The following is a 26,513-nucleotide window of genomic DNA, read 5'->3' as shown; positions in this document are numbered from 1 at the left end:
GAAGACGTTCTCCTTGTAACTGCCCTCGATTCCACATTCTCCAAGCAGTGTCATAACTGATCCCTTTTTTCTTAGCATAATCTGATAGTTTCATGTGAACTGCAATGTAAACTTACACTAACCATATTAGCAGTTGTTTGCAGTCATTTGCATATATTTTTTACAAAACTTTACAATACTAAATCCAAAGATGGCTTTTAGTTGTCAGCTAAATTTTTTGACCAATTGGGTCAAATTGCTTCAAGAGATTTGATTGCGAACGCCACTAAAAGCGGCGTATGCGATCGCTATAGCATCTACAGCATCATTAATAGGCATTTTTGTCAATCCGAATAAATACTTAATTTGTTCGGCCACCTCAGCTTTAGTGGCCCTACCATGGCCTAGATGACATTTCCAACTAGCTTGATGGAGGAAAATCGGTTCAATTCCCCCATCACGGCAGCTAACCAGATTGATAATTCCCAATGCTTGCAGGACTCCACCGGCTGCCTTGATTTGCCGGTTAAAAAAGGGCATTTCCACGGCAATTTCCCCCGGTTTATATTCTGCGATTAACTCCTTTAAATCCCGTTCAATTTCAATCAAACGCTGGGCAGTAGAAAGATTTTTAGAAGTTTCGATCGTGCCGTAATCGACTAAAATCGGCATTAACTCACTATTATCCCGGAGAATAGCCCAACCGACAATCGCTAATCCGGGGTCGATACCCAACCAAGTAGTCATAGATTAAGCCAAAAAATCTTGGACGATTTGGAGGATTCTTTGGGATGCTTGTCCATCTCCAAAAGGATTAATTGCATTAGCCATACGATCATAGGCGATTTTATCCCCTAATAATTCTCCCGCTTGTGCTAAAATTTGCTCTGGATTAGTACCAATTAATTTCGCTGTTCCCGCTTGTACTGCTTCCGGTCTTTCCGTGGTTTCTCGCAATACTAAAACCGGTTTTCCTAAACTAGGGGCTTCTTCTTGAATGCCCCCAGAATCAGTTAATAATAAATAACAGCGTTGAATCGCCCCCACTAACTCGGCATAATCGAGAGGTTCAGTTAAAAATACCCTGGGATGATTGCCCAAAGCGGACTGTATTGGTTCTCGGACGGTGGGATTGCGATGGAGGGGTAATAATAGGGCTGTATCGGTATATTTTTCTAACAACAAAGTGAATCCTTTGATAATATCCTGTAAGGGTTCGCCCCAATTTTCCCGGCGGTGAACCGTGGCTAATAAAACCCGATAATCTGACCAATTTAAGCCCGCAATTTGACATTCTGGCGCGGTTTTGGCTACGGTTAATAAAGCATCAATAACCGTATTGCCGGTGTGGTGAATATTTCCTGTCACCCCAGATTTTTGTAAATTTTCCACGGCTAAAGTAGTGGGAGCAAAATGTAGGGTAGTCAGTTGAGAAATTAGGCGGCGATTAGCTTCTTCGGGATAGGGATTATAGATATCATTAGTTCTTAATCCTGCTTCCACATGGGCGATAGGAATTTGTTGATAAAAAGCCGCTAAAGCAGCAGCAAAAGCAGTAGTAGTATCACCTTGCACAATAATTAAATCTGGTTTTATGCGCTCAAAAACTGTTTCTAAACCGCGTAAACTGCGGCAAGTAATATCAGTTAAGGTTTGACGGGTTTGCATAATATCCAGATTTTCATCTGCTTTTAAAGCAAATAATTCCATCACCTGCGCTACCATTTCTTTATGCTGTCCCGTCAGAATTACATGGGTTTGAAACTGTTCCGATTCTTGAAAAGCACGAATAACGGGAGCTAATTTAATCGCTTCGGGACGAGTTCCAAGAGTAATACAAATTGATTTCGACATATTATTATCAGTTATCAGTTATCAGTTATCAGTTATCAGTTATCAGATGTGAGTTTTCAGTTCACTGATTACTGTTGAATGATCCATGAAAATCTATTGAATTGTGCTGTTTTGTCATTTTTCACCGGTGGGGGTTTGTTGAACAATAACTTGGGGATAGAGTTGCATTTGCTGAGGATTTAAAGAAGGTCGAGAGATGGTCAAAACTTTTTGTTTAGCTAACTCTTGAGTCATGGTATCTAAAGTTTGAGCGATACGCAAATTATATTCTAATTGTTCCCCAGAAGAAAGCAAATTACTTAAGCCATCGATTAAACGTCTTAAATTCTCTCGAAATTGGGGATCACCGATTAACTCATCGATATCGGAGGTGATTTTTTGAGTATTTTCAAAAGTCACCCTAGCGGATTCGAGAGTTTTTTGCAGCAGGACTATTGTAGCAGGATCGTTAATAGTTTTAGTAATTTCTCGTAAATTATTCGATGTCTCCACCGCGTTATTCAAAATCGTCTCGATATTTTGCATGACTTGTTTAGTATCAATTTCATCTAAACCTGCATTCAACCTCAGGGCGGTATTATTGAGATTATTAGCGAGACTACCAATACCTAAACTAGCTTGATTAATATTATCGAGAGTATTAACAATTTGTCCCCGATTTTCGCTGAGAACAGCATTGAGATTAGCGACTAATTGGGAGGATTGTTGAAAAGTCCTGCTGATTTGACTGCGATTTTCCTGAACGGTATTATCTAAAGTATTGACAAAACGGGAGGCATTATTAGCCGTATTAGTGACCGAGCGACTGGTGGTAGCTAATTCCAAAGATAGACGAGAGATTTCTCTTTGGGCATTACGGATAGTCTGAGAGGTATCATCGGATAAACGGGCGATTTTTTGAGCTGCTATAGCGGTATTTTTGGTGACATCATTGAGATTACCCACAAATTCAGGACTGGTAAAAGTATCCACTAAACGACCAACACTAGACATTAATTGTGTTCCTGTTGTCCCCTGTAAACGAGTATTATTACAGAGAATTAACTGTTGATCACAGTCGGGACCCAGAGGGTCGAGATTTTTGGACTCAGCACTTAAAGAAACTAAGGGAGTGATATCGATAGCTGCCTCCCCAATTAATCCGGAAAGATTGGTAGTAACAGTTACCTTCCTAGGCATAACTAAGGTAGCAGAAGCGATTTCGGCAATAACTTCCACTTGATTACTCCCCGGGATAAAACTCGTAATTCTTCCCACTCTCACCCCGCGAAAACGCACCGGTGCCCCGACTTGTAACCCTTCCACGTCGGCAAACTCGAAGATTAATTGATAGGTTCTTTGACCAAATCCCCCCCCGCGAACCCAGATAGCGAGCGCCCCAAAGACCAATAATCCGCCTAGGGCAAACAAACCTAGTCTTCCTTCCCGTAAAGCTCGCGAACTCTGCATGATTTTTCTCTCATTCTCGATAGTTCTTAATTTAGCTTAATCTAGCTTAAACGATTGTCCTAATCGGGCCTTCAATGCTGGCGCTAAAAAATTGTCGGATCATGGGATGATCGGTACGATCGATATCTGCCACTACTCCCTGCCATTGCACTTTTCCCTGATAGAGAAATACTACTCGATCGGCGGTGCGTCGGATGGTACTTTGTTGGTGAGAAACCATCACATAAGTGTTCGCAGACCCTGATTTTTCATGGAGAGTCCGCACTAGATCCTCGATAATTGTGGAAGCTATCGGGTCTAATCCGGCGGTAGGTTCATCATACAGCAGTAATTCGGGATTATCGGCTGGATTATCGGGATTAGTGATAATAGCGCGGGCAAAAGCCACCCGTTTACGCATTCCCCCCGATAGTTCCGAAGGATAAAGGTCACTAATTCCCTGTAAACCGACCATTTCCAGGCTTTTTTCCACTAATTCCCTAATTCTGGCTTTTTTTAACTTAGTTTGTTCATAAAGATAAAAACCGACATTTTCCCCGACGGTGAGAGAATCAAACAGGGCCGTTTGTTGAAAAACTAAGGAAGTTCGCATCGCTTCTCGACCATCTTCTAGCAATCCCTGACGCAATTGACCTTTAATACGAATTTCTCCGCCATTTATCCCCGTTAATCCCGCAATTAACCGTAAAACCGTCGATTTTCCCGTTCCCGACGGCCCGATAATTACCAGGGCCTCCCCTCGATAAATGGTTAAATCTAAACCATCGAGAATAACATTATCCCCGAATCTTTTCGATACTCCTCTCAATTCAATTAACGGTTCTTTCATGAAATCAAGATTAATGTCGCTTAATTATCTTATAACCTCTGGAATTTTAGGGAGATGGGGAAGTGGAAATTATGAATTATGAATTATGAATTAGGAAGTGGGGTGTGGGGTGTGGGGAGAACAAATAAACATAATCTCGTGTCTCCTGTCTCGGAGTCTCCTGCCTCCCGACTTGATTCTGGCTGCTATAGTAGAAAAGCACCCATTGCTGACGATATCTGAGGTAGATTGCCGTGACTATTGCTTTAGACCAACTGCTTACCCCCGACATTTTTCGACCGGCGCGTTATTTGGGCAACGAGTTAGGCGCTAAACATAAAGAATGGGCAAGTGCTGTGGTTCGTTGGGTGTTAACCTATCCGGAAGTGTACGAAGTGGGGGCATCTAACCTCGGCCATATTATCCTCTACAATATCCTCAATGCTCAACCCCGCCAACTCTGCGATCGCACTTATTTACCCGCACCGGATTTAGCCCAAAAACTCAAACAGACAAAAACCCCCTTATTTGCCCTAGAATCCCGTCGTTGCCTCACCGATTTTGATATTCTGGGTTTTAGTCTCAGTTATGAGCTAGGAGCCACCAATATTTTAGAAATGCTCGACCTAGCGGCAATTCCCTTGACTTGGAGAGCAAGAGACTCGGGTAACTATCCGCTAATTTTTGCTGGGGGACAAACTGCCACCTCTAACCCCGAACCCTATGCCGACTTTTTTGATTTTATCGCCCTTGGTGATGGCGAAGAATTATTGCCAGAAATCGGTTTAATTTTAGAAGAAGGTAAACTAGCTAATCTAAGCAAAGAAGAACTATTACTAGATTTAGCCCAAATTCCGGGGGTATATGTCCCCCGTTTCTACGATGTCACCCCAATCGGTGCAGTTATCCCCAATCGTGACGATGTACCGAAAAGAATTTTACGCCGGGTAGCCACTCCTATCCCAGCCTATTCTATCGGTTTAGTTCCCTTCGTGGAAACGGTTCACGATCGCCTAGTGGTGGAAATTCGTCGCGGTTGCACTAGGGGATGTCGTTTTTGTCAACCGGGGATGTTAACCCGTCCTGCGCGGGATGTGCAACCGGAAGCAGTAATCGAATCGATTGAAAAAGGAATGCGAGCGACAGGATATAACGAATTTTCTTTATTATCTCTCAGTTGCTCCGATTATCTAGCTTTACCTGCCGTGGGTATGGAGATTAAAAACCGTCTCCAGAATGAGAATATATCTCTATCCTTACCCAGTCAAAGAGTCGATCGCTTTGACGAAAATATTGCTAACATAATTGGGGGCAATCGTCAATCGGGTTTAACCTTTGCACCGGAAGCGGGAACCCAACGGATGCGCGATGTGATTAACAAAGGGTTAACCAACGAAGAATTACTCAGAGGGATAAAAACTGCCGTCGAACAGGGTTGGGATAAGGTCAAACTCTATTTTATGATCGGTTTGCCGGGGGAAACCGATGTGGATGTCATCGGTATCGTGGAAACGGTGCGCTGGTTGCGTCGGGAATGTCGTTTACCGAAGCGGAAACCCCTCGATTTTACCCTAACTATCTCGAATTTTACGCCTAAACCCCATACCCCCTTCCAGTGGCATTCCGTCTCCACGGCCGAATTTATCCGCAAACAGGAGTTATTAAGACAGGAATTCCAAGGCATGAGAGGGGTAAAAGTCAATTATACCGATGTCCGCATCTCGGCCATGGAAGATTTTATCGGTCGCGGTGACAGAAGTTTAGGGAAAGTGGTGCTGCGCGCTTGGCAATTGGGAGCCGGGATGGATGCTTGGTGGGATAATACAGAAAAAGCCTATCAAGCATGGTCACAGGCGATCGAAGAATCCGGTTTAACTTGGAAATATCGTCAGATAGAACAGGGAGAATGGCATATTTTTGCCGATGCAGACAAAGATATTTTAGAGCGTCCTTTGCCCTGGGATCATCTCGATACCGGTATCGATAAAAAATGGCTAGAGGAGGACTTAAAACGCGCCCTAGACGCGGCAACTGTCCCCGATTGTTCTTTTGAGGGTTGTTCCCATTGTGGCGTTTGTAGCGTCGATTTTGGTCATAATATCGTCATTGAAGCGCCCCCGATTCCCGCTTTTGCCGGACATTTTCAACCCAATCAAGAACGCGCCCAAAGAATTCGGGTTTGGTTTGGCAAAATTGGCGAAATGGCCCTAGTTAGCCACTTGGATCTGGTGCGTTTATTTGATCGCGTCGTCCGTCGCGCTGCCATTCCCATTTCCTTTACCGGTGGATTTCACCCCGGTCCGCGCATTTCGATCGCTAATGCCTTATCCTTGGGAGCAACCAGTAGCGGTGAGATTGTCGATTTTGAATTGACAAAAGTGATGGATTTAGAGAGGTTTAAACAGCAATTAAGCGCACAATTACCCGCAGATTTGCCAGTTTATCAGGTGGAAGAAATTCCCTTAAATGCCCCCGCTGCCACCCGTTTGTTAGAAAAAGCCGAGTATTTGCTCACTTTTAATAGCGAGGGAATTGACTGCCAACAGTGGCAAAATTGGCTCGAGGCAATTAAGCAAGCAACGGTGATGGAACGGGAAAAAACCACCAAATCCGGCAAAAAAGTCACGATTAATCTGCGAGAACAATTATATGAATTAGAGTTAAAAACTGTTGACAAACAAGCCGTTTTGTGCTATGTGGGCAGTTGTCGCAATGATGGCACTTTACTACAGCCTGATCATATCGTCGAGATGTTAGAAAGGGTTTCTGGGCAGGAAATTTCGCTGCTTAATTGCCATCGTCAGCGCTTGATTTTAGGGGCTTAACCATTGTAAACTGTTCCCCTTGACTCTCTATTTTCCTGACTAACCCCAGAGAGGCTGCATCCCACATTTGCAGAAATACCGACAATCAGCAATTATCAGTGACTCTTAAATTAGTACAAAAATATGAACAATCGCGTGTAAGCATCTCACAGTTAACCTAATGCGCGGGGGGTTTGGGGGGTAGAACCCCCCAAAAGCTTGGATTGAGTGATAAAACCGAAAGTAACGCCCGACTTTAGCAGAGAGTTTCCCCTGAAAAATCCCAAATTAGTAGATTTACAAAAATGAGATGCCCCCCCAGAGAGTCAACTAATCTTGATCGACTAATTCTAAGCAATCATCAATCAAAGCTGGCCGATAATTTTGAACAACCATCGGTAAAAAAGCCCCTCTTAAACCCTTTTTTATTCTCTCGGCCGTTTGATCAAAAACCACAAATAAAGGATGAATTGTTTCTGCACCTTCACTAAACATATGTTGTTCTCTGGGGGGCATTAACCATTCATATTCTTTATCTAAACATATTTGGGTTTCGCGCCAGCGTTTCAACAAATCAGAAAAATCTTCCCCCGGACGATGGATAAAAATCAGGATTTCTGAACCTAATTTAATTTTCCATTCTGGATCACACATCAGAATAGCCAAATCGCAGGCTAATTGTACCGTCTTTCTAGATTCAAGGGCAGAAGATGGACGAGTTCTGACCAAGGGCAAGGGAATAGTAATTAAACTCTCTTCCGGACGACGCATACTAGGAATTAACCCTAAATAAGGGCGATATTGTCGCAATAATTCGATCGCCCCCTGACGACAGCTATATTCCGCTAATAAAGTTTCGTAAGACACAGATTCACCTAATCAAGTAAAAGGAGATGAAAATTCAAATCTTGCTGATTTCCAGCTACTGGCAATAGTTAGTGATCAGTGATCACTGATCACTGATCACTGATAAACTTATCCCAAGGCATCGAAGATTTTAAACATGGGCAAGTACATAGACAGAAGAATAGTTCCCACTATCCCGGCAATACCGACCATCATCAAGGGTTCAATGATACTGGTTAAAGCTTTAACGGCCTGTTCCACCTCATCTTCGTAGAAATCCGCCACTTTCATCATCATGGCATCTAATTCTCCCGTTTCCTCACCAATACTAATCATTTGAATGGCCAAAGCTGGGAAAACATTGGCTTTTTGTATGGCTAAACTCATCATTCCCCCCTGCTGAATTTCCTCCTTGGCACCGATGATCGCATTGGCAATTACCTGATTACCCACCGTATTACAAACGATATCAAGGGAACTTAAAATCGGGACACCAGAACGCGTCAGAGTCCCAAAAACCCGGCAAAATCTAGCCACAGCCGATTTTTCATTCAAATCACCAAAAAGAGGCATTTTAAGGAAAAACTGGTCAATTTGCAGACGACCCATCGGGGTTTTGTAATAGCGACGCAGTAAAAAAACCGTGGCAGGAATGGTGACAATCGGAATTAAAATCAACCAACTACGCATCACACCACTTAAAAAGAGCATAAATTGCGTTAAAGCTGGTAGTGGCACCTTCAAATCGGTGAAAATTTTCGCAAACACGGGAATTAAAAAGATCGTCATCCCGAAAAACACAATTACCGCCAAAATTCCCACCGCTACCGGATAGGTCATTGCTGATTTAATCTGGTTTTTCAAGCGGGCCATATCTTCCAAAAGTTTCGAGAGACGGAGCAGCACTTCATCGAGTACCCCCCCCATCTCTCCAGCTTCGATCATACTGATATAAAGTTCATCAAAACATTCCGTATGTTTGGCCATCGCTTGCGATAACGGACTGCCTTGCTGTACGTCAGCACTAATCGCTTGTAGTGCTTTTCTCATCTTGGGATTACCGGATTGATCCCCCAAAACTCCCAAACATCTCACAATCGGCACACCAGCATTAATCATTACCGAAAATTGACGGGAAAAAACCGCTTTATCTTTGATGGAAATCTTGGCAAACATCAACTCTAAACCAGAAAGATCGATCTCTCCTCCCGCTTTTTTGATTTTACCGACGGCAGCATATTTCGCCTTCAGCATCATTCGGGCATGATCGGGAGACATAGCTTCAACTTTCTCTTGGAAAACTTTTCCAGAGCTGCTCTTAACTTGTGCGACAAAAGTAGGCATAGGACAAATCAGTTATCAGTTATCAGTTATCAGTTATCAGTTATCAGTTATCAGTTATCAGTTCACTGTTTACTAAAAAAACTTCCCATTTCCCACTCTCCTATCCCTTTTACACAGGATTTGTTATTAAATCCGGGCTTTAGTTTTGGCGTTAGCACTGGACCCAGCGACAAGACGTTGTAATTCATCGGGTTTACTACTTTTAGAAATCGCCTCTTCAAAGGAGATAACACCGCTAACAACTAAATTAGCTAATCCCTGTTCCATAGTTTGCATTCCTAGCTTCATTCCCGTTTGAATTGCTGAGTAAACTTGGGGGGCTTTTCCTTCGCGAATTAGGTTAGAGATCGCTGGAGTTACCACCATGATTTCCTGTACCATTGCCCGGGCAAATTCCCCCGGTTTAGGATTTTTTTTCCTGACTAGGGTTTGACTAAAAACTGCTAGTAAAGAATTGGATAACATGGAGCGAATTTGTGACTGTTGGTTAGCGGGGAAAACGTCAATAATCCGATCGACTGTTCCCGCTGCCGAGCTAGTATGTAGGGTTCCGAAGACTAAGTGACCGGTTTCCGCCGCCGTAATTGCCAAACTAATTGTTTCTAAATCCCGCATTTCTCCCACAAGGATAATATCAGGATCTTCGCGTAAAGCTGCTTTTAATGCGTTAGCAAAACTCTTGGTATCTTCTCCTTTTTGTCGTTGGTGAAACAGGCTTTTTATATTAGGAAAAACATATTCAATTGGGTCTTCTACAGTTAAAATGTGTTCAGACCTAGTCCGATTAATTAAGTCTAAAATTGATGCTAAAGTGGTAGTTTTACCTGAACCTGTTTGTCCAGTTACGAGAATTAATCCCCTCGGTCTTTCCGATAATTCTCGGACTACTTCTGGTAAATTTAATTGTTCAAAGTTAGGAATTTTAGAGGACAAAGCGCGTAAACAAGCTGCATAAGCTCCCCTTTCTTTATAAACATTGATCCTAAATCTTGCTAATCCTTTCACCCCGTATGAACAGTCTAATTCCCAATTCTGCTCTAACTCTTTTATTTGACTATTATTGAGCATACTAAAAATCAATTTCTGACAATCTTGCGGGGTTAAAGATTCTTCATTAATCGGGGTGAGTTTGCCACTAATGCGAAAATAGACCGGCGCACGGGACTGAATGTGCATATCGGAACCGCCCATCTCGACCAATTGTTCCATTAAATCTTCGATCATTAAGTCCATAAGTTAAACTCCATCTATCTATAAAGTGAAAACTGAAAAGGGGATAGGAGCCAGTCCCGATGAAAAAATTTTCACCCCCACAGGTGAAAGAGGTTTCTTTCCCTACACCCCACACCCCACACCCTACACCCTCTTTTCCGTCAGGAGACAAATTCATAATACTTTTGCCTGTTCCGGAGTTCCCTGATCACTGATCACTGAAAAACTGTCTTAACCACTAAATCGCGGTCTCATACAATAGGGACAATCGAGCCATTCTGGTTGTAGTTCGGCGCGACAACCACTACAGATTAAACCGCTTTTCCGTTTAGCTTTTAATTCCGCTTCCAGACCAGAATCGCTAAATGTCACCCGTTCCACTTCTTCGAGGGTGGTGTAACCCTCGCGCACCAGATTTAAACTGTAGGCTAGGAGTGTCACCATGCCCTCATCGACGGCCGCCTCCTTAATGCGATCGGTGGTTGCCCCTTGGTTAATTAATTGCTGTAGTCGTTCACTATTCTGCATTACCTCATAGACACCGATGCGACCTTTATAACCGCTGCCGTTGCACTTGACGCAGAGATTGCCCTCTCTTCGCGCCTGTTGAATTTCCTCTATGGTCAGGGTATTAGCCCTATAAAAGGTCACTTCCTGTTCATTGGCGGCGGAAAGACCAAAACGGGCCAATTCCTCTTGGGTGGGGTGATAGGCGACTCGACACTCGGTACAGACGCGCCGCATCAGACGCTGGGCCAAAACTCCCAACAGAGAACCAGAGATCATAAACGTTTCAACCCCCATCTCATCGAGACGAGCGATCGCACCTGCGGCATCGTTGGTGTGTAGGGTAGTTAAGACCAAGTGACCAGTTAAGGCGGCCTCGATCGCTGTTTTAGCCGTTTCCTTGTCCCTAGTTTCTCCCACCAGAATCACATCCGGGTCTTGTCGCATGAATGCCCGCAGAATCGAGGCGAAATCCATGCCTTTTTCGCGAATTACCTGCACCTGGGTGATGCCTGGTAGAGAATATTCGATCGGATCTTCGGCGGTACTGATATTGACCCCAGGGTGATTTCTTTCCGCTAACACCGAGTATAAAGTGGTGGATTTCCCCGAACCGGTGGGGCCCGTCACCAGCAACAGACCAAAGGGATGACTGGCCAAGTCTCGGACGATTTGCAGGGTCTTTTGATCGGTGATTAGTTTATCTAAACCCAACTGGGTAGACGAGTTATCGAGAATCCGTAAACAGACTTTTTCCCCGTAGCGACTGGGCAGGGTATTAACCCGAAAATCCACTTTCCGCCCTTGATAAATCCGCCGAATTTTACCATCTTGGGGAAGACGACGTTCGGCGATATCGAGTTCGGCCATGATTTTAAAACGGGCTGTAACCGCCGGGGTAATTCTTTTCGGCAGTGGATCAAAAGCTTGATGAAGAACTCCATCTTTGCGAAAGCGAATTTTCAGGAATTCTTCTTGGGGTTCGATGTGAATATCGGAAGTCCCTTCCTGTAGGGCTTTAGCTAGAATTTTATTGACCAGGTTGATGACGGGGGCTTGATTAGCGTCTCCTTCTCCGAGATCATCGGCCACTTCATCGTCAGCACCAGAGACCACCTCAATACTGGCGACAATATCGGTGATATCCGAGAGTTTTTCCAGTTCTTTTTCTTTTTCGAGTCTGGCTTTTTCCCTTTCTAGTTCCGGTTGGGCCCAGTGGAATTTTTCCAGTAATCTTTCATAATCTTCGCTGGTAATCACTAAACGCTGTAAACTTAACTCCCTGGGGCGGAGGATACGATTAATATCGTCCGTAGCCTCTAGGTTGTCGGGATCGACCATCGCTATCAAAATTGAAGCCGGCTCTCCTTCGATTCGACGCAGGGGGATGAGACGATAGCGACGACAAAGATCGATCGGAATCAAAGAATCGATCAGTCTGGCTATTTCCAGTCCATCCACATCGCTCAATTCGGGGTCGATAGATTCGACTCCGTAGAGAATTTTTAGTTCAAATAACTGGTTTTTCTTATACTGTCGCTGTAAATCTGGGGGCAAAGGTCGCCCGGTTAGTTTTTGTAATATTTCTACTAACGATCCTCCCGATTTCCGTGTTTCCACTAGGGCCTGTTGCATTTGCTCGGCACCGATATAGCCCGACTGCACCAACTTGTTACCAAAGGGGGAAAAGTAATTGCGTAGGGCAACAGCACGGGTTTTCTTGGAAGAAAATGTCATAGACGATTCCTAACCTCTCCACTACCCTTTAATCTTTCCAATTTTACTGAGAAAATTGCATTTTAGCAAAAATTTTTCTAGATCACTGATTATTTATCCGGGCTGCCTATCGTGCTTTTCACGTTACTGAGGTATCGACAAGTTTTGCCAACAAGGGGTTTAAGCCCCTTGCCCATACCTCATTCTGATGAAACCTACTATATATCTAGTTACGGATATTGTCCACAAAATGTTACATTAAGGGTTAAACCTTGATTATTAGCTGGTACTTAAAGACCAAAATTAGCAGTAAATGGTCATATATTGCCAAATTCCCCACTATAATTGTATACCATGAGTGCAGAACCAAATACCTCAGCAATTTTCGAAGAAAACCAAGAATCCTTTTCTAATTCCCCTGAATCTCTTGCCAACGAATCAGAAACCAGTGTCACCGATGAGGCCAAAACGGTGACGGACAAGGCCGCCTCTAGCGAGGAATTTTCCCTCGTAGGCGGAATGACTATCGATTTTCTACAAGAGGAAATCGACACTCTCAAGCAGCAGTTAGAGGAGCAAACCCAACAGGTTGATGCTTATAAGAAACGCTATATCAGTCTAGCGGCCGAGTTCGACAATTTTCGCAAACGCACAGAGAAAGAAAAAGAGGAACTGGAAACAAAAACCAAGGGCAAAACCCTGATGGAAATTCTTGACGTGGTGGATAATTTTGAGCGCGCCCGTACTCAAATTAAACCGGCTAATGATGGCGAGATGGGTATTCACAAGAGTTACCAAGGGGTCTATAAAACCTTAGTGGACAGTCTCAAGCGTTTAGGCGTTTCCCCCATGCGTCCGGAAGGTCAACCCTTTGATCCCAGCTACCACGAAGCGATGATGCGGCAGTACACCGATGAACATCCCGAAGGCACAGTGGTGGAGCAGTTAGTGCGGGGATACACTCTCGGAGAACAGGTTTTGCGTCATGCTTTGGTAAAAGTGGCCGCCCCCAAAGAGGCGGATCCTAACGCTGATCAGTCCGAAGCCACTTCCATTCCATCCCAGGAATCGGTCTAAAATCCCGATGGGGATTAAACTGGTTTGAGGGTTAGGTATTAGCCGGTAGGGTCTGTATTCCCCCGCTATCCCCTATCCCCCATCCCCGCTCAGAGACTTTTTCTCTCTTGACCTATTTAGGGTCAGTTCGGGTTAAGCAGATTTTGCCATGACTTTCAGGAAAGAATAGGGCTGACTGGCTACGGTAAAATTAGGGTTTCGGCTTATCTCGAACTGAGGTTAAAATAAAAAATATTTCAGTTATCAATTTTTGGTGAATATCAGAAAAGAAATCACTTTATTGATGATCTCCATGGCATTTTCGAGTACATTTTTCGGTGAGGTTTTCGCTGCTCCACGTCTTGACTGGCACAGTGCCGATTTTGAAGGTCTGCGAGTAATTGCCGAGTCAGCTTGGAAGACCGAACAGGAAGCAAAGAAACGCGGGGAAGAACTACACTTCAAATATGGATTTCAAAATCTGGGTATTCTTTGGATTCCTTACTATAGTAATCTATCGGGAAAATCGCTCTATCAAACAATTATCGTTCCAGAGGGCAATTGTGATCGATTTTTACAAGAGAATATTCGACGAATCAATCGCGATGCCTACTGCTTTACACCCAGTAATCGTGGTTTAGCTCCCAACCGTCGAGGTGGTCGTATTTTCTGATTTTATATCTCCATGGCTGTGGTAATTCTCAACTCAATTTTAGAGTGAGCAAGAAGACTAAAGCCTAAAATAAAAAAGAGGGCAGGTTTTACCCCACCCTTTGGTCTTATTTTAAACGAATTACTAACCGGCGATCGGGTTCCACGCCGCGACTTTCCGTGGTTAAATCGTTTTCTTCCTGAAAAAAGGCATGGATTTGGCGACGTTCCGCCGAAGATAGGGCTTTTAATTCTATTTCCTGTCCTGTTTGCCGCACTTGCGTTGCCGCTTGATTAACCCAGTCGAAAAGTTCTGCCTGTCTTTGTTGACGATAGCCATTGATTTCGACAATATAGAACTGATGTTCTGCCGACTCGACACCAATATTCAGAATCGTATTAGCTAGGGATTGAATCGCATCGAGTCCCTCACCCTTGTTAGCGAGGAGAAGTTCCAGTTGTTGGGGACTCAATTGACTGCTATCAATAATTAACCAACAGGAGGAAGGTCCAGTTCCCAATTCCTGCACACCAATCTGGACATCTGCGGGCATGGCCATCAACTTTAGCAGTTTTTCCAGCCATTGTTTAGCTTTCTCGCTATTTTGCTCCCATATACTCATTACGATGTTTTTTCCTTTTTCTTGCTAGAACGTTTTTCAAAGGGGAGAGCATCGCGGGTTTTTTCCGTTTTTTCCTGTTCCGCTACCAATTTTTGCAGGTTTTCTGGTAACGGTTCCCGCATCAAAATCACCGTTTGAATAGTTTGGAAGATGTTCGCGGTTAAGATATACATCAATACCCCGGCCGGTAAGGGGAAAAACAGGAACATCATACTAAAAATTATCGGGGTGATTTTATTCACCGTTTGCTGTTGTTGAGCTGCCCCCCCCGAAGGTGCGCCGGCACCGGATAACTCTTGGTTAACATAGATACTAATACCGAAAGCGATCACCATCGCCAAGATATCCCAGTGAATTTCACCATTCGCACCGGTTGCCCCAATTCTTCCCAGGGCCTCAATAAAGAGAAAACCCGTATTAGCGGCAATCCCCGGCACGATAACTTTAATACTGGCATCTCCGGGGGCTAAAGCGACGATGGAACCGTCTTCATTAACTTGCACCAGTTCTTGACCTTTAACCACCTCGTAGGTGGGTTTTAGGTTATTTTCGGGTGCTTCCGTGGCTAATTGCCCCAAAGACTTGCCCTGGTCGTTTTGCAGGTCGATTTTTACCTGTTCTCCCGGGGCGATTTTATTGCCTTGGGGTAAAAAAGCGGTAATGGGATAGTGGAGAGACTCGTCAATATAGACGTTTTGGGGTTTGGTGGCATAGGGTTGGCGCTGCACGAGGGCGATTTGTTCGCTTGGCAGCACTTGTAAATCGACGGTATAGTTAATATCCGAGAAAGGGGAACCCCGCAGCGTCGCAAATAAAGCCAAAAGAATCGGCATTTGTAATAACAGGGGTAAACAACCGGCTAGGGGATTGCCCAACTCCTGCATTAATTTGCCCATTTCCTCCTGTTGTTTTTGGGGGTCATTTTTGTAGCGTTGTTGAATTTCTGCCTGTCTTTCCTTCATCAAGGGTTGAGTGATTCGCATTTTTCTCATATTGCGAATCTGGCCGGCGCTGAGGGGAAAGACGGCAAATCTCACCACTAGCGTTAAAGCAATGATGGCGAAACCGTAACTATGCACAATCCGAAAGAAAAAATCTAGGATTGGCAACATGATATTTGTGGAAATAAATCCGACTCCAAAATCCATGGGTTTAATCTATGCCTTCTCGTTTAATGGGGGTTCACTTTGACAAATCTAATTTATCGAATCGCGGCGATCGATTATTTTGTTTTATTGACTGATGATCGATTCTAGGGGACGACCGGTTTTATCGGCGACTCTTTCGGCAATATAGTCATGAATTTCCCGGAATTTCGGCATCGCGCGCATTTCTAAACGACTTCTATCCTTGAGAGTTACGACAATATCCCCCCAAACACCAATTCCTCTCGGCATTTTTGCCACTTTTGCCACTTCTGAATAGATAATATCCGTGCGATCGCGTCCCATCCAACCCCCGGTGATCGAAATCCGCCGATCAGTTATCTTATATCTTAACCAGATTGCCCGTACTACTGCCCCAACGGTCAAAGGTAAACAAATCACCGTAAATCCTAGCAGTATATTGATGATTAGGTCGCCGATGTGCGGACCCCCTTCATAAAAAGTTTCTTCTTTAATGCCCATGAATTATATTGGCCTTCACTAACAACTGCTTTAATTCTCGCAAAAAATGTTCATAATTGCACTCGATCGCCTCGGGACGGATAATGATTATCCCTCGCCATCCTGCCGCTATTTCTGGCAATAACTGCCGAATTACCGCTCGCATTTGCCGTTTTAGTCGATTACGAACCACCGCTTTTTTACTAACTTTCTTGCTAATCGAGATACCAAAACGACTGGGGCCGGGGGCATCTGGGCAAGAATCCTCTAAACTAATTAAGGTTAAGTGGGAACCGTGATAACGCCTCCCTTTTCCATAGACAGCTTGAAAATCCTGTCGATGTTTTAAGCGATGAACTTGGGGTAGTCCCACGAAAATTAGTCGGTTCCCAGAATAACCTAAACACTTAAACGATAGCGCCCTCTTTTCCGACGAGCTTTAATTACTTTGCGTCCGTTGACGCTACGCATTCTCGCTCTAAATCCGGAAGTGCGCTTCTGTTTGCGCGTGGTTCCTTCTAAAGTACGTTTACTCACTGCCGATTTTCCTCCTTAAGATAGAGTTACTCTATAGATATAAAGACACAATTTTCAATTATAACAAAATTACTAGGAATTGGGAAGCCCATGGTCAAGCTCCGTTTCGGTCGAGATATCTGTAATTGTCTCCCGGTGGCTGAAAAGCGGGAATGGTTAGTCACTAATGGTATTGGGGGTTTTGCTGCGGGAACTGTGGCCGGATTGCTAACTCGCTGTTATCATGGCCTGTTGATCGCTGCTTTGGCTCCACCGACGAAAAGAACGCTTCTTGTGACTAAAATCGATGAATCGGTACAATATAACCAGAAAATTTATCATCTGGCCAGCAATCGCTGGTTAGGTGCTACGATCGAACCGCAAGGCTATATTAATATCGAAAGTTTTCATCTGGAAGGCACAATTCCCGTCTGGACTTTTACCTGCGGGGATGCCTTACTAGAAAAGCGCATTTGGATGGAACAGGGAGAAAATACCACCTATACTCACTATACCTACCGTCGTGGCAATTCTCCCCTAACTCTCAATCTGACTGCTTTTGTCAATTATCGTGATTTTCACGGCAATACCCAGAGTTTTAACTGGCAAATGGCTATTAGTCCTCTGGAAAAAGGAGTGAGGGTGATTGCATATAACCATGCTGTACCTTTTTATCTATTAATCAGTCAGGGACAGGTTTTTCCCGCTCATATCTGGTATTATCGCTTTGATTTGGCCGTGGAACGTTATCGTGGTTTAATCGATCGGGAAAATCATCTCCATGGGGCTAGTTTTTCGGCTACTCTCAAACTAGGAGAATCGGTGACAATTGCCGCTAGTACCCGTCCCGATCCGAATTTAGACGGTCAATCTTCTCTAGAGTCTCGCTATCGCTACGAGAATAGTCTGATTAATCCCCAGCAGCCCGAATGGATTCAACAACTTACCCTCGCTGCCGACCAGTTTATCGTTAGTCGTCCTCTCCTGGATCAACCGGACGGCAAAACGATCATCGCGGGTTATCCTTGGTTTGGTGATTGGGGTCGCGATACGATGATCTCCCTAAGAGGATTAACTTTGACTACAGTCCGACCTGCGATCGCCCGTCAGATTTTACTAACTTTTTCCCGTTATCTAGACCGGGGTTTATTGCCGAATTTACTGCCCGATGGGGGAGAAATGCCCGAATATAACGCTGTCGATGCTATTCTTTGGTATTTTGAAGCCATTCGTTCCTATTTTAACCAAAGCCAAGATTTTGAGTTTCTCAGAACTATTTATCCCGCTTTAAAGGAAGTGATCGCTTGGTTTCGTCGCGGTACTCGCTACAATATTCACCTAGATGACGATGGTTTGATCTATGCCGGCGAAGCGGGAGTACAATTGACTTGGATGGATGCCAAAGTTGATGATCTGGTGATTACTCCCCGCATCGGCAAACCCGTAGAAATTAATGCCCTTTGGTTCAATGCCCTAAAAATAATGGTTCAATTTGCCCATTATTTGGGCATGGATGCCACTGATTACGAAAAAATGAGAAAAATGACCTTAAAAGGGTTTTCTCGCTTCTGGGATGATTCTCTGGGGTATTGTTACGATGTTTTGGATACGGACAAGGGTAATGATGCCAGTTTACGACCGAATCAACTTTTTGCCGTGTCTTTGTCGGTGGAGGAGTTATTAAATTCCCCACAGAAAAAGGCTATTGTCGATATTTGTGCTTTAAAATTGTTGACTTCTCGCGGTTTGCGATCGCTAGATGTGGATCATCCTGATTACCGTGGCGTTTACAGTGGCGATCGCTTAAAAAGAGATAGTGCCTACCATCAGGGGACAGTCTGGGGATGGTTATTAGGGGCATTTATCGAGGCCCATCTGAAAGTCTATCGCGATCCCATTCTAGCTGAGAGTTTTTTAACACCGATGATCGACCATCTTCAGGATAGCTGTATCGGTAATTTAAGTGAAATTTTCGATGGTAATGCCCCTTTTACCCCTAGGGGTGCTTTTGCCCAAGCATGGACGGTGGCAGAGGCATTAAGAGTTTGGCAAGCGATCCGAGAATTTACGCCATAATCCTTTAAAATGAGCAATTGTTAGGTGTGTTAGGCCCCCTAAAGGGCCGACCCTAAAAACCTCAATTCGACGGTTATAGACAAAACTCTCATGCAGAAACCGCAAGTTATTTTTCTCGATGCTGTGGGGACTCTTTTTGGAGTAAAAGGCAGTGTCGGAGCAATTTATAGTCAAATAGCGGCGGATTTTGGGGTACAGGTGGCGGCCGAGCCTCTAGAACGGTCTTTCTTGGCTATTTTCCCCACTTCTCCCCCCCTAGCTTTTCCTAAGGTTGAACCGGCACAAATTCCTCAGTTAGAGTATCGCTGGTGGCGATCGCTGACTGGGGCAGTTTTTAATGATTTAGGTTATCTGGAACGATTTCCCGATTTTGAGGCTTTTTTTGGCGAACTTTATCATCATTTTGCCACGGCCGAGCCTTGGGTCCTGTACGAGGATGTCATTCCCGCTTTAAGACTCTGGCAGATTCAGGGGATCGAGTTGGGCATTATTTCTAATTTTGATAGTCGTATCTACCAAGTTTTGGCAGAATTAGGCTTAGAGTATTTTTTTCGATCGATCACGATTTCTTCTCAGGCAGGAGCAGCTAAACCCGATGCTGAAATTTTTCAAATCGCCCTGCAAAAACATGATTGTCCCTCGGCACAAGCTTGGCATATTGGCGATAGTAAAAAAGAGGATTACCAAGGGGCAAAAGCTTTGGGTATGGAAGCATTTTTAATTAAAAGATCAATAGGGTCTGCTGAATAAATCTAAAAACCTTGTTGGATAATAAGTACCTAAGCAAAATTAATTACACATATCTAACCACCTCTTGCCTCTTGCCCCTTGCCTCTTGCCTATCTTCACTAGGAAATTAATTTTGCACGACTACTTATCTTTGGCTCTTATCGGTAAAACCCTACACCCCACACCTCACACCCCACACTCTGCCTCCACTTTATAGGCAAAATAGCGATGATGTTTCAATCCCTAGTAGGGTTTAAGATTAATTGGAACTTCTGGTTTAATACTGACATCTTCATCTGATAAAGTTTCAATCCCTAGTAGGGTTTAAGATTAATTGGAACTTTAATTGTCAATGGAAGTATCGGATCGGGTGATGTTTCAATCCCTAATAGGGTTTAAGATTAATTGGAACTGTGCAGATAGCAATATAGCCACTGCCTAAAATCGTTTCAATCCCTAGTAGGGTTTAAGATTAATTGGAACCTGAAACTTTAGAACTACGGATCAAAGATGTGTATAAAGTTTCAATCCCTAATAGGGTTTAAGATTAATTGGAACGGTACGCGGTCGAACCGAGCATTATTTCTCCAGAGTTTCAATCCCTAATAGGGTTTAAGATTAATTGGAACTTCCGTCCTCTACTGACTGCTTGAAACTGTCACTGTTTCAATCCCTAATAGGGTTTAAGATTAATTGGAACAAACAAATTATCTCTACCCTGCGACAATTCCCGTGGTTTCAATCCCTAATAGGGTTTAAGATTAATTGGAACAATCATCCCATCTTAAGTTGGGATGATGATAGTTGGTTTCAATCCCTAATAGGGTTTAAGATTAATTGGAACGAACTATTATCAAGGATTGAAGCTTTAGAAGCTAGTTTCAATCCCTAATAGGGTTTAAGATTAATTGGAACACGAGCGGGATGGGTCAATCAGTATTGGGAAAAAGTTTCAATCCCTAATAGGGTTTAAGATTAATTGGAACGTCTCGATGTTTCAATCCCTAATAGGGTTTAAGATTAATTGGAACGAGTATCTGGAAGATTTGGAAGATAGCCTTAATAGTTTCAATCCCTAATAGGGTTTAAGATTAATTGGAACCGATAATCCTTTCACCTCCGAGAATTTACTTTATGTTTCAATCCCTAATAGGGTTTAAGATTAATTGGAACCAGATACTCGATTAAAGCTTGAGCGCCGTCCCATGTTTCAATCCCTAATAGGGTTTAAGATTAATTGGAACGGTACAGGGTACCAACGGTACCCTTAGTGGCACACTGTTTCAATCCCTAATAGGGTTTAAGATTAATTGGAACTTTTAATTCTAAGCAGGAATTCTGGACGGGACAAGTTTCAATCCCTAGTAGGGTTTAAGATTAATTGGAACTCTAAAAATTTTCCTTTCATGGTAAAAAAAGGGCGGTTTCAATCCCTAGTAGGGTTTAAGATTAATTGGAACACCGATCGCCTGGGCTGCAGAATCGATCGCACCCTGTTTCAATCCCTAATAGGGTTTAAGATTAATTGGAACAAAAATAGGGGTAAGAATTGAGGCTAGGGGGGATCGTTTCAATCCCTAATAGGGTTTAAGATTAATGGTTGATTTTTGTCAATTGTTTTTGATCTAGAGCGAACTAATCAATTAAATCTCTTGCCAGATAAGGATTTAGTCGATTTATGCCCCCCTATCGAACCATACCAAGTAACGAAGAGCCAGATTAATTGGAACCAAAAATTAAAGCATTAAAAAAATCTCTAGCTTTTGTTTCAATCCCTAATAGGGTTTAAGATTAATTGGAACAGGGTACAGAAGTTAAGTCGTCATAGTTCCCTTGTTTCAATCCCTAATAGGGTTTAAGATTAATTGGAACATATGATTTTATCTCTCAGTGCCTAGACGGTAGAATAGTTTCAATCCCTAATAGGGTTTAAGATTAATTGGAACATGGTGATATTGAGATATAAATCATCAAAGAATGTTTCAATCCCTAATAGGGTTTAAGATTAATTGGAACAGATTCTATCACCAATTCAGAGCTTGCCGCCCTAGTTTCAATCCCTAATAGGGTTTAAGATTAATTGGAACCTTGGAGAATATTCCACAGTTCACACAGCGATATAAAGTTTCAATCCCTAATAGGGTTTAAGATTAATTGGAACCTTGTTTAATCCATCGATTGAGTGAATCATAAGAGTTTCAATCCCTAATAGGGTTTAAGATTAATTGGAACATGGCTGGATGGGTTTGATTCCGGTGCTTACTCAGTTTCAATCCCTAATAGGGTTTAAGATTAATTGGAACACGAGCGGGATGGGTCAATCAGTATTGGGAAAAAGTTTCAATCCCTAATAGGGTTCTCGATGTTTCAATCCCTAATAGGGTTTAAGATTAATTGGAACGAGTATCTGGAAGATTTGGAAGATAGCCTTAATAGTTTCAATCCCTAATAGGGTTTAAGATTAATTGGAACGCGTTATTCCTAAATAAAGACCCCGATAACCTTGTTTCAATCCCTAATAGGGTTTAAGATTAATTGGAACATCTTTTAAGGGGGGGGGGAACTATGGAAGATAAGTTTCAATCCCTAATAGGGTTTAAGATTAATTGGAACTCGACGCGGTTCGGCGTGATAATGGCGAAAAAGTGTTTCAATCCCTAATAGGGTTTAAGATTAATTGGAACCCGGACCCCAGAGGCGCGCCAAAGTCCGCAAGCGTTTCAATCCCTAATAGGGTTTAAGATTAATTGGAACTTGTCCGATCGCTTTCTGAAGCGCGAGAAGTGGTTTCAATCCCTAATAGGGTTTAAGATTAATTGGAACTCGACGCGGTTCGGCGTGATAATGGCGAAAAAGTGTTTCAATCCCTAATAGGGTTTAAGATTAATTGGAACTTTTATCTTAATAGGCGATAGAAAAAATAAAAGTGTTTCAATCCCTAATAGGGTTTAAGATTAATTGGAACGAGACCACGGAGCATCAGTAAAAGATGGCCAATCCCGTTTCAATCCCTAATAGGGTTTAAGATTAATTGGAACTGGTATCCGGGCGTGTGTGGTTTCGTAGGGAGCGTTTCAATCCCTAATAGGGTTTAAGATTAATTGGAACTCGTTAACAGGTTTATATCTCCTACATTAACCTGTTGTTTCAATCCCTAATAGGGTTTAAGATTAATTGGAACCCTGCTTTATGGGCTTGATAAATCCGAGCGGACCGTTTCAATCCCTAATAGGGTTTAAGATTAATTGGAACAACACTAGCGAGTATTACTGGCAGCCTACTGGTGGTTTCAATCCCTAATAGGGTTTAAGATTAATTGGAACTTTTCCACTTTAATCAGCTTAAATCTCAAAAATAGTTTCAATCCCTAATAGGGTTTAAGATTAATTGGAACTCGAATCTCCTCTAATACCTTGCGCTGCCGTGCGTTTCAATCCCTAATAGGGTTTAAGATTAATTGGAACGGCTGCTGATTTCTTAAGCCTTTGGCAGCTCACGGCGTTTCAATCCCTAATAGGGTTTAAGATTAATTGGAACCGATCCCGTGCCGGTTAAACCAGTTCATAGCTATGTTTCAATCCCTAATAGGGTTTAAGATTAATTGGAACAAGTTTTAGTTTTACCAAGTCACGGACGCTAAAAGTTTCAATCCCTAATAGGGTTTAAGATTAATTGGAACCCCGATTCGGTGGTTGTCGGGTGAGGATTTTCAAGTTTCAATCCCTAATAGGGTTTAAGATTAATTGGAACACGGGAAAACAAGGCTATGCAATATGTACTGATAAAGCCAAGTTTCAATCCCTAATAGGGTTTAAGATTAATTGGAACTGTATCAGGAAAAAGACTTGCATAGTATGCAAGCAGTTTCAATCCCTAATAGGGTTTAAGATTAATTGGAACGGTCAAAAATATATTCTGGGTTATCATCCCATATGTTTCAATCCCTAATAGGGTTTAAGATTAATTGGAACCCGCTAGGTAAGCCGTAGCATCATTAATTAGGTCTGTTTCAATCCCTAATAGGGTTTAAGATTAATTGGAACGCGATTGGGTCCGGGAGTATCCGGCGTAACTTCGTTTCAATCCCTAATAGGGTTTAAGATTAATTGGAACAATACCTTGAGAAGCTTCGCACCCTGTACCCTGATTTGTTTCAATCCCTAATAGGGTTTAAGATTAATTGGAACTTTACAGATTAATTAAATTAGGAATACAACCATTATGTTTCAATCCCTAATAGGGTTTAAGATTAATTGGAACCTGGTATCGCCGGACGCGGATAAATGGGCGATGATTTCAATCCCTAATAGGGTTTAAGATTAATTGGAACCAATTCATCCTAATTACTTGATCATCAATCATGTTGTTTCAATCCCTAATAGGGTTTAAGATTAATTGGAACGCAAATTTATGCTAGTCTTAGATTCTACTGTAGAGTTTCAATCCCTAATAGGTTTTCAGATTAATTGGAACTTTAATCTCTCAGGAGTAAAAGTAATAATATAGTCGGTTTCAATCCCTAATAGGGTTTAAGATTAATTGGAACGAGTAAGTACCTAAGCAAAATTAATTACACATATCTAACCACCTCTTGCCTCTTGCCCCTTGCCTCTTGCCTATCTTCACTAGGAAATTAATTTTGCACGACTACTTATAAGTAATCTCTAGCATTGCTGGGGAAAAGTTTCAATCCCTAGTAGGGTTTAAGATTAATTGGAACTAGGTACTCAGCCGTCGGGTGGTGGTGGTCGTTTCAATCCCTAGTAGGGTTTAAGATTAATTGGAACTTTTTAACTCAGAGTCAAATCGTTCCAATTCATTGTTTCAATCCCTAGTAGGGTTTAAGATTAATTGGAACACCCTACATTAGGGCATATCGCCGGATTGAAAAAAGTTTCAATCCCTAGTAGGGTTTAAGATTAATTGGAACATGAGTCGGTACTAGAATTTAATACCTACGACAATGAGGGGTTTCAATCCCTAGTAGGGTTTAAGATTAATTGGAACCCAGACTATTTCCCCCCCCAATAATCCAAGCTGCTGTTTCAATCCCTAGTAGGGTTTAAGATTAATTGGAACCCTAAATATTCCAGGAAGCAGTCCAGCTAATCGCTCAGTTTCAATCCCTAGTAGGGTTTAAGATTAATTGGAACAAGAGAACTAACAAGAGAATCAATAGAACTTGTAGGTTTCAATCCCTAGTAGGGTTTAAGATTAATTGGAACCTGCCGTTCCTGCCTCCCCACCTCCTCCTTATTCTTTGTTTCAATCCCTAGTAGGGTTTAAGATTAATTGGAACTATGTTCCTAAAAACATAGTATAATGTTCGTTGAGTTTCAATCCCTAGTAGGGTTTAAGATTAATTGGAACAAATTAGCGAGCGCCGGGAGTCTGTCTTAGCATCGAGTTTCAATCCCTAGTAGGGTTTAAGATTAATTGGAACACCCGGTTGAAGGTTTTCAGTGTCCGGGCGATTAGTTTCAATCCCTAGTAGGGTTTAAGATTAATTGGAACAATACCCTTCAATGTTCCCCGGTCAATCCCAGATAAGTTTCAATCCCTAGTAGGGTTTAAGATTAATTGGAACTGTTTTCGAGCTATTTTGAGGCTGATAAACTGGTTTGTTTCAATCCCTAGTAGGGTTTAAGATTAATTGGAACAAGACCAATATTATCAACGGTTTCGGTCTATCAAAAGTTTCAATCCCTAGTAGGGTTTAAGATTAATTGGAACTTGAATACCCTTTTAATTTATGATGACAACCGGCGAGTTTCAATCCCTAGTAGGGTTTAAGATTAATTGGAACTTCGTTTTCCCTTGCTTTGCTCCCATTTCTCCAGCCAAGTTTCAATCCCTAGTAGGGTTTAAGATTAATTGGAACCCTGCGGGAGATATGGCACTCTATCCTGAGTGTTAGTTTCAATCCCTAGTAGGGTTTAAGATTAATTGGAACAGTCATTTTGAAAAGTCAATATAGAAACTATTAGTTTCAATCCCTAGTAGGGTTTAAGATTAATTGGAACAAGAAGAAGAATCCCCCTACAGAATCGAGATACTAGTTTCAATCCCTAGTAGGGTTTAAGATTAATTGGAACCTTTGATTAAAAAAGCAGAAATTGCACTGTCTATTGTTTCAATCCCTAGTAGGGTTTAAGATTAATTGGAACATTACTCGGTTGTCAGCATCAAAAGCCTTCCCAAATGGTTTCAATCCCTAGTAGGGTTTAAGATTAATTGGAACTAATAGACACTTCTAAAGCTTTCCCATTTTCATCGTTTCAATCCCTAGTAGGGTTTAAGATTAATTGGAACGAGGATGAATTAGGCTATGAAGGAATAGCAGAAAGTTTCAATCCCTAGTAGGGTTTAAGATTAATTGGAACAGGGGATAGAAAAAACCGACTAGAGTTATCAGGTTGTTTCAATCCCTAGTAGGGTTTAAGATTAATTGGAACTAGGATTGAATAAGCAAGGAAATTTACAAGCTTTGTTTCAATCCCTAGTAGGGTTTAAGATTAATTGGAACCCAACGGCTTTAATATGTGGGCCTATAAACCCGTTTCAATCCCTAGTAGGGTTTAAGATTAATTGGAACCTTTCGTAATTATTAGATAAGTTTTACTTAGGGCTTGCTGAAAAAGTCATTGAAAAGTACAGGTCTCTTAATCAATGATTTCACTTAGCTACAAGCATAAGCTTTAGTTGTTGATTAATTTTTAAGTTATAACTTATCCTA

The 26,513-nt window shown here is 42.4% G+C and carries 18 protein-coding genes, 1 pseudogene and 3 CRISPR repeat arrays; of the genes and pseudogenes, 5 read left to right on the top strand and 14 right to left on the bottom strand.

All coding sequences use genetic code 11. The features are described from left to right. From LW728_RS14595 to LW728_RS14575, 5 genes and pseudogenes are all read right to left on the bottom strand, one after another. Positions 1–94 (bottom strand): annotated as a pseudogene (locus LW728_RS14595) (IS607 family transposase); the annotation flags it as partial. Positions 95–240: 146 nt separating this feature from the next. After that, a complete protein-coding gene (locus LW728_RS14590; protein WP_002763127.1) occupies positions 241–726 on the bottom strand; it encodes a crossover junction endodeoxyribonuclease RuvC in 486 nt (161 codons plus the stop codon). Positions 727–729: 3 nt separating this feature from the next. After that, positions 730–1,833, bottom strand: coding sequence for a non-hydrolyzing UDP-N-acetylglucosamine 2-epimerase (wecB, locus tag LW728_RS14585; protein WP_159253566.1), 1,104 nt, complete (start codon positions 1,831–1,833; stop codon positions 730–732). A gap of 114 nt (positions 1,834–1,947) precedes the next feature. Beyond that, positions 1,948–3,282, bottom strand: coding sequence for an MlaD family protein (locus LW728_RS14580; RefSeq protein WP_002800525.1), 1,335 nt, complete (start codon positions 3,280–3,282; stop codon positions 1,948–1,950). A 46-nt stretch (positions 3,283–3,328) separates the two neighbouring features. Further along, the gene (locus LW728_RS14575) at positions 3,329–4,111 is read right to left on the bottom strand and encodes an ABC transporter ATP-binding protein (protein WP_002800524.1); all 783 of its coding nucleotides are present in this window, start codon (positions 4,109–4,111) and stop codon (positions 3,329–3,331) included. Between the two features lie 233 nt (positions 4,112–4,344). Here LW728_RS14575 and LW728_RS14570 point away from each other — a divergent pair, with 233 nt between their 5' ends. Next, the gene (locus LW728_RS14570) at positions 4,345–6,915 is read left to right on the top strand and encodes a TIGR03960 family B12-binding radical SAM protein (RefSeq protein ID WP_287671200.1); all 2,571 of its coding nucleotides are present in this window, start codon (positions 4,345–4,347) and stop codon (positions 6,913–6,915) included. A gap of 309 nt (positions 6,916–7,224) precedes the next feature. On the opposite strand, the gene LW728_RS14565 is transcribed toward LW728_RS14570, so the two are convergent. The 4 genes from LW728_RS14565 to LW728_RS14550 all read right to left on the bottom strand — a co-directional run bounded on the left by LW728_RS14565 (position 7,225) and on the right by LW728_RS14550 (position 12,540). Further along, complete coding sequence (locus LW728_RS14565) at positions 7,225–7,761, bottom strand: hypothetical protein (RefSeq protein WP_002800521.1); 537 nt, start codon at positions 7,759–7,761, stop codon at positions 7,225–7,227. A 108-nt stretch (positions 7,762–7,869) separates the two neighbouring features. Beyond that, a complete protein-coding gene (locus LW728_RS14560; protein ID WP_002800520.1) occupies positions 7,870–9,084 on the bottom strand; it encodes a type II secretion system F family protein in 1,215 nt (404 codons plus the stop codon). Positions 9,085–9,210: 126 nt separating this feature from the next. Next, complete coding sequence (locus LW728_RS14555; RefSeq protein ID WP_002800519.1) at positions 9,211–10,317, bottom strand: type IV pilus twitching motility protein PilT; 1,107 nt, start codon at positions 10,315–10,317, stop codon at positions 9,211–9,213. 210 nt (positions 10,318–10,527) lie between these two features. After that, positions 10,528–12,540 (bottom strand): GspE/PulE family protein, encoded by a 2,013-nt coding sequence (locus tag LW728_RS14550; RefSeq protein ID WP_002800513.1) that lies wholly within the window; start codon positions 12,538–12,540, stop codon positions 10,528–10,530. Between the two features lie 333 nt (positions 12,541–12,873). Here LW728_RS14550 and grpE point away from each other — a divergent pair, with 333 nt between their 5' ends. Together grpE and LW728_RS14540 are read left to right on the top strand one after the other, a co-directional pair. Further along, a complete protein-coding gene (grpE, locus tag LW728_RS14545) occupies positions 12,874–13,596 on the top strand; it encodes a nucleotide exchange factor GrpE (protein WP_002800511.1) in 723 nt (240 codons plus the stop codon). A gap of 253 nt (positions 13,597–13,849) precedes the next feature. After that, a complete protein-coding gene (locus LW728_RS14540) occupies positions 13,850–14,248 on the top strand; it encodes a hypothetical protein (protein ID WP_080602240.1) in 399 nt (132 codons plus the stop codon). A 106-nt stretch (positions 14,249–14,354) separates the two neighbouring features. On the opposite strand, the gene LW728_RS14535 is transcribed toward LW728_RS14540, so the two are convergent. The 5 genes from LW728_RS14535 to rpmH form a co-directional block, all read right to left on the bottom strand. Further along, positions 14,355–14,849 carry a Jag family protein gene (locus tag LW728_RS14535; protein WP_002800508.1) on the bottom strand — a complete coding sequence of 165 codons (495 nt, stop codon included), beginning with the start codon at positions 14,847–14,849 and terminating at the stop codon, positions 14,355–14,357. Next, positions 14,849–15,997 (bottom strand): membrane protein insertase YidC, encoded by a 1,149-nt coding sequence (yidC, locus tag LW728_RS14530; protein ID WP_002800507.1) that lies wholly within the window; start codon positions 15,995–15,997, stop codon positions 14,849–14,851. Before yidC ends, LW728_RS14535 begins: the two co-directional genes overlap by 1 nt. Positions 15,998–16,081: 84 nt before the next feature. Continuing rightward, positions 16,082–16,477, bottom strand: coding sequence for a PH domain-containing protein (locus tag LW728_RS14525; RefSeq protein ID WP_002784373.1), 396 nt, complete (start codon positions 16,475–16,477; stop codon positions 16,082–16,084). Then, complete coding sequence (rnpA, locus tag LW728_RS14520; RefSeq protein WP_002800506.1) at positions 16,467–16,829, bottom strand: ribonuclease P protein component; 363 nt, start codon at positions 16,827–16,829, stop codon at positions 16,467–16,469. Before rnpA ends, LW728_RS14525 begins: the two co-directional genes overlap by 11 nt. Before the next feature lie 26 nt (positions 16,830–16,855). Next, complete coding sequence (gene rpmH / locus LW728_RS14515) at positions 16,856–16,993, bottom strand: 50S ribosomal protein L34 (RefSeq protein WP_002739276.1); 138 nt, start codon at positions 16,991–16,993, stop codon at positions 16,856–16,858. 90 nt (positions 16,994–17,083) lie between these two features. Here rpmH and LW728_RS14510 point away from each other — a divergent pair, with 90 nt between their 5' ends. After that, positions 17,084–19,048, top strand: coding sequence for an amylo-alpha-1,6-glucosidase (locus LW728_RS14510; RefSeq protein ID WP_287767094.1), 1,965 nt, complete (start codon positions 17,084–17,086; stop codon positions 19,046–19,048). A gap of 90 nt (positions 19,049–19,138) precedes the next feature. Continuing rightward, positions 19,139–19,798: an HAD-IA family hydrolase gene (locus LW728_RS14505; RefSeq protein WP_002800504.1), complete on the top strand. Its 660-nt coding sequence runs from the start codon at positions 19,139–19,141 to the stop codon at positions 19,796–19,798. Between the two features lie 212 nt (positions 19,799–20,010). Then, a CRISPR array of direct repeats spans positions 20,011–21,381; the repeat unit is 37 nt; unit sequence GTTTCAATCCCTAATAGGGTTTAAGATTAATTGGAAC. A gap of 160 nt (positions 21,382–21,541) precedes the next feature. After that, a CRISPR array of direct repeats spans positions 21,542–24,323; the repeat unit is 37 nt; unit sequence GTTTCAATCCCTAATAGGGTTTAAGATTAATTGGAAC. A gap of 136 nt (positions 24,324–24,459) precedes the next feature. Further along, positions 24,460–26,372: direct repeats of the CRISPR family, unit length 37 nt. Positions 26,373–26,513 lie beyond the last annotated feature (141 nt).

The organism is Microcystis sp. 49638_E5 (genome assembly GCF_021300285.1).
Taxonomy (GTDB): domain Bacteria; phylum Cyanobacteriota; class Cyanobacteriia; order Cyanobacteriales; family Microcystaceae; genus Microcystis; species Microcystis aeruginosa_C.
Note: the sequence above shows the minus strand (reverse complement) of the source record. Positions and strands in the feature narration are given on the sequence as shown.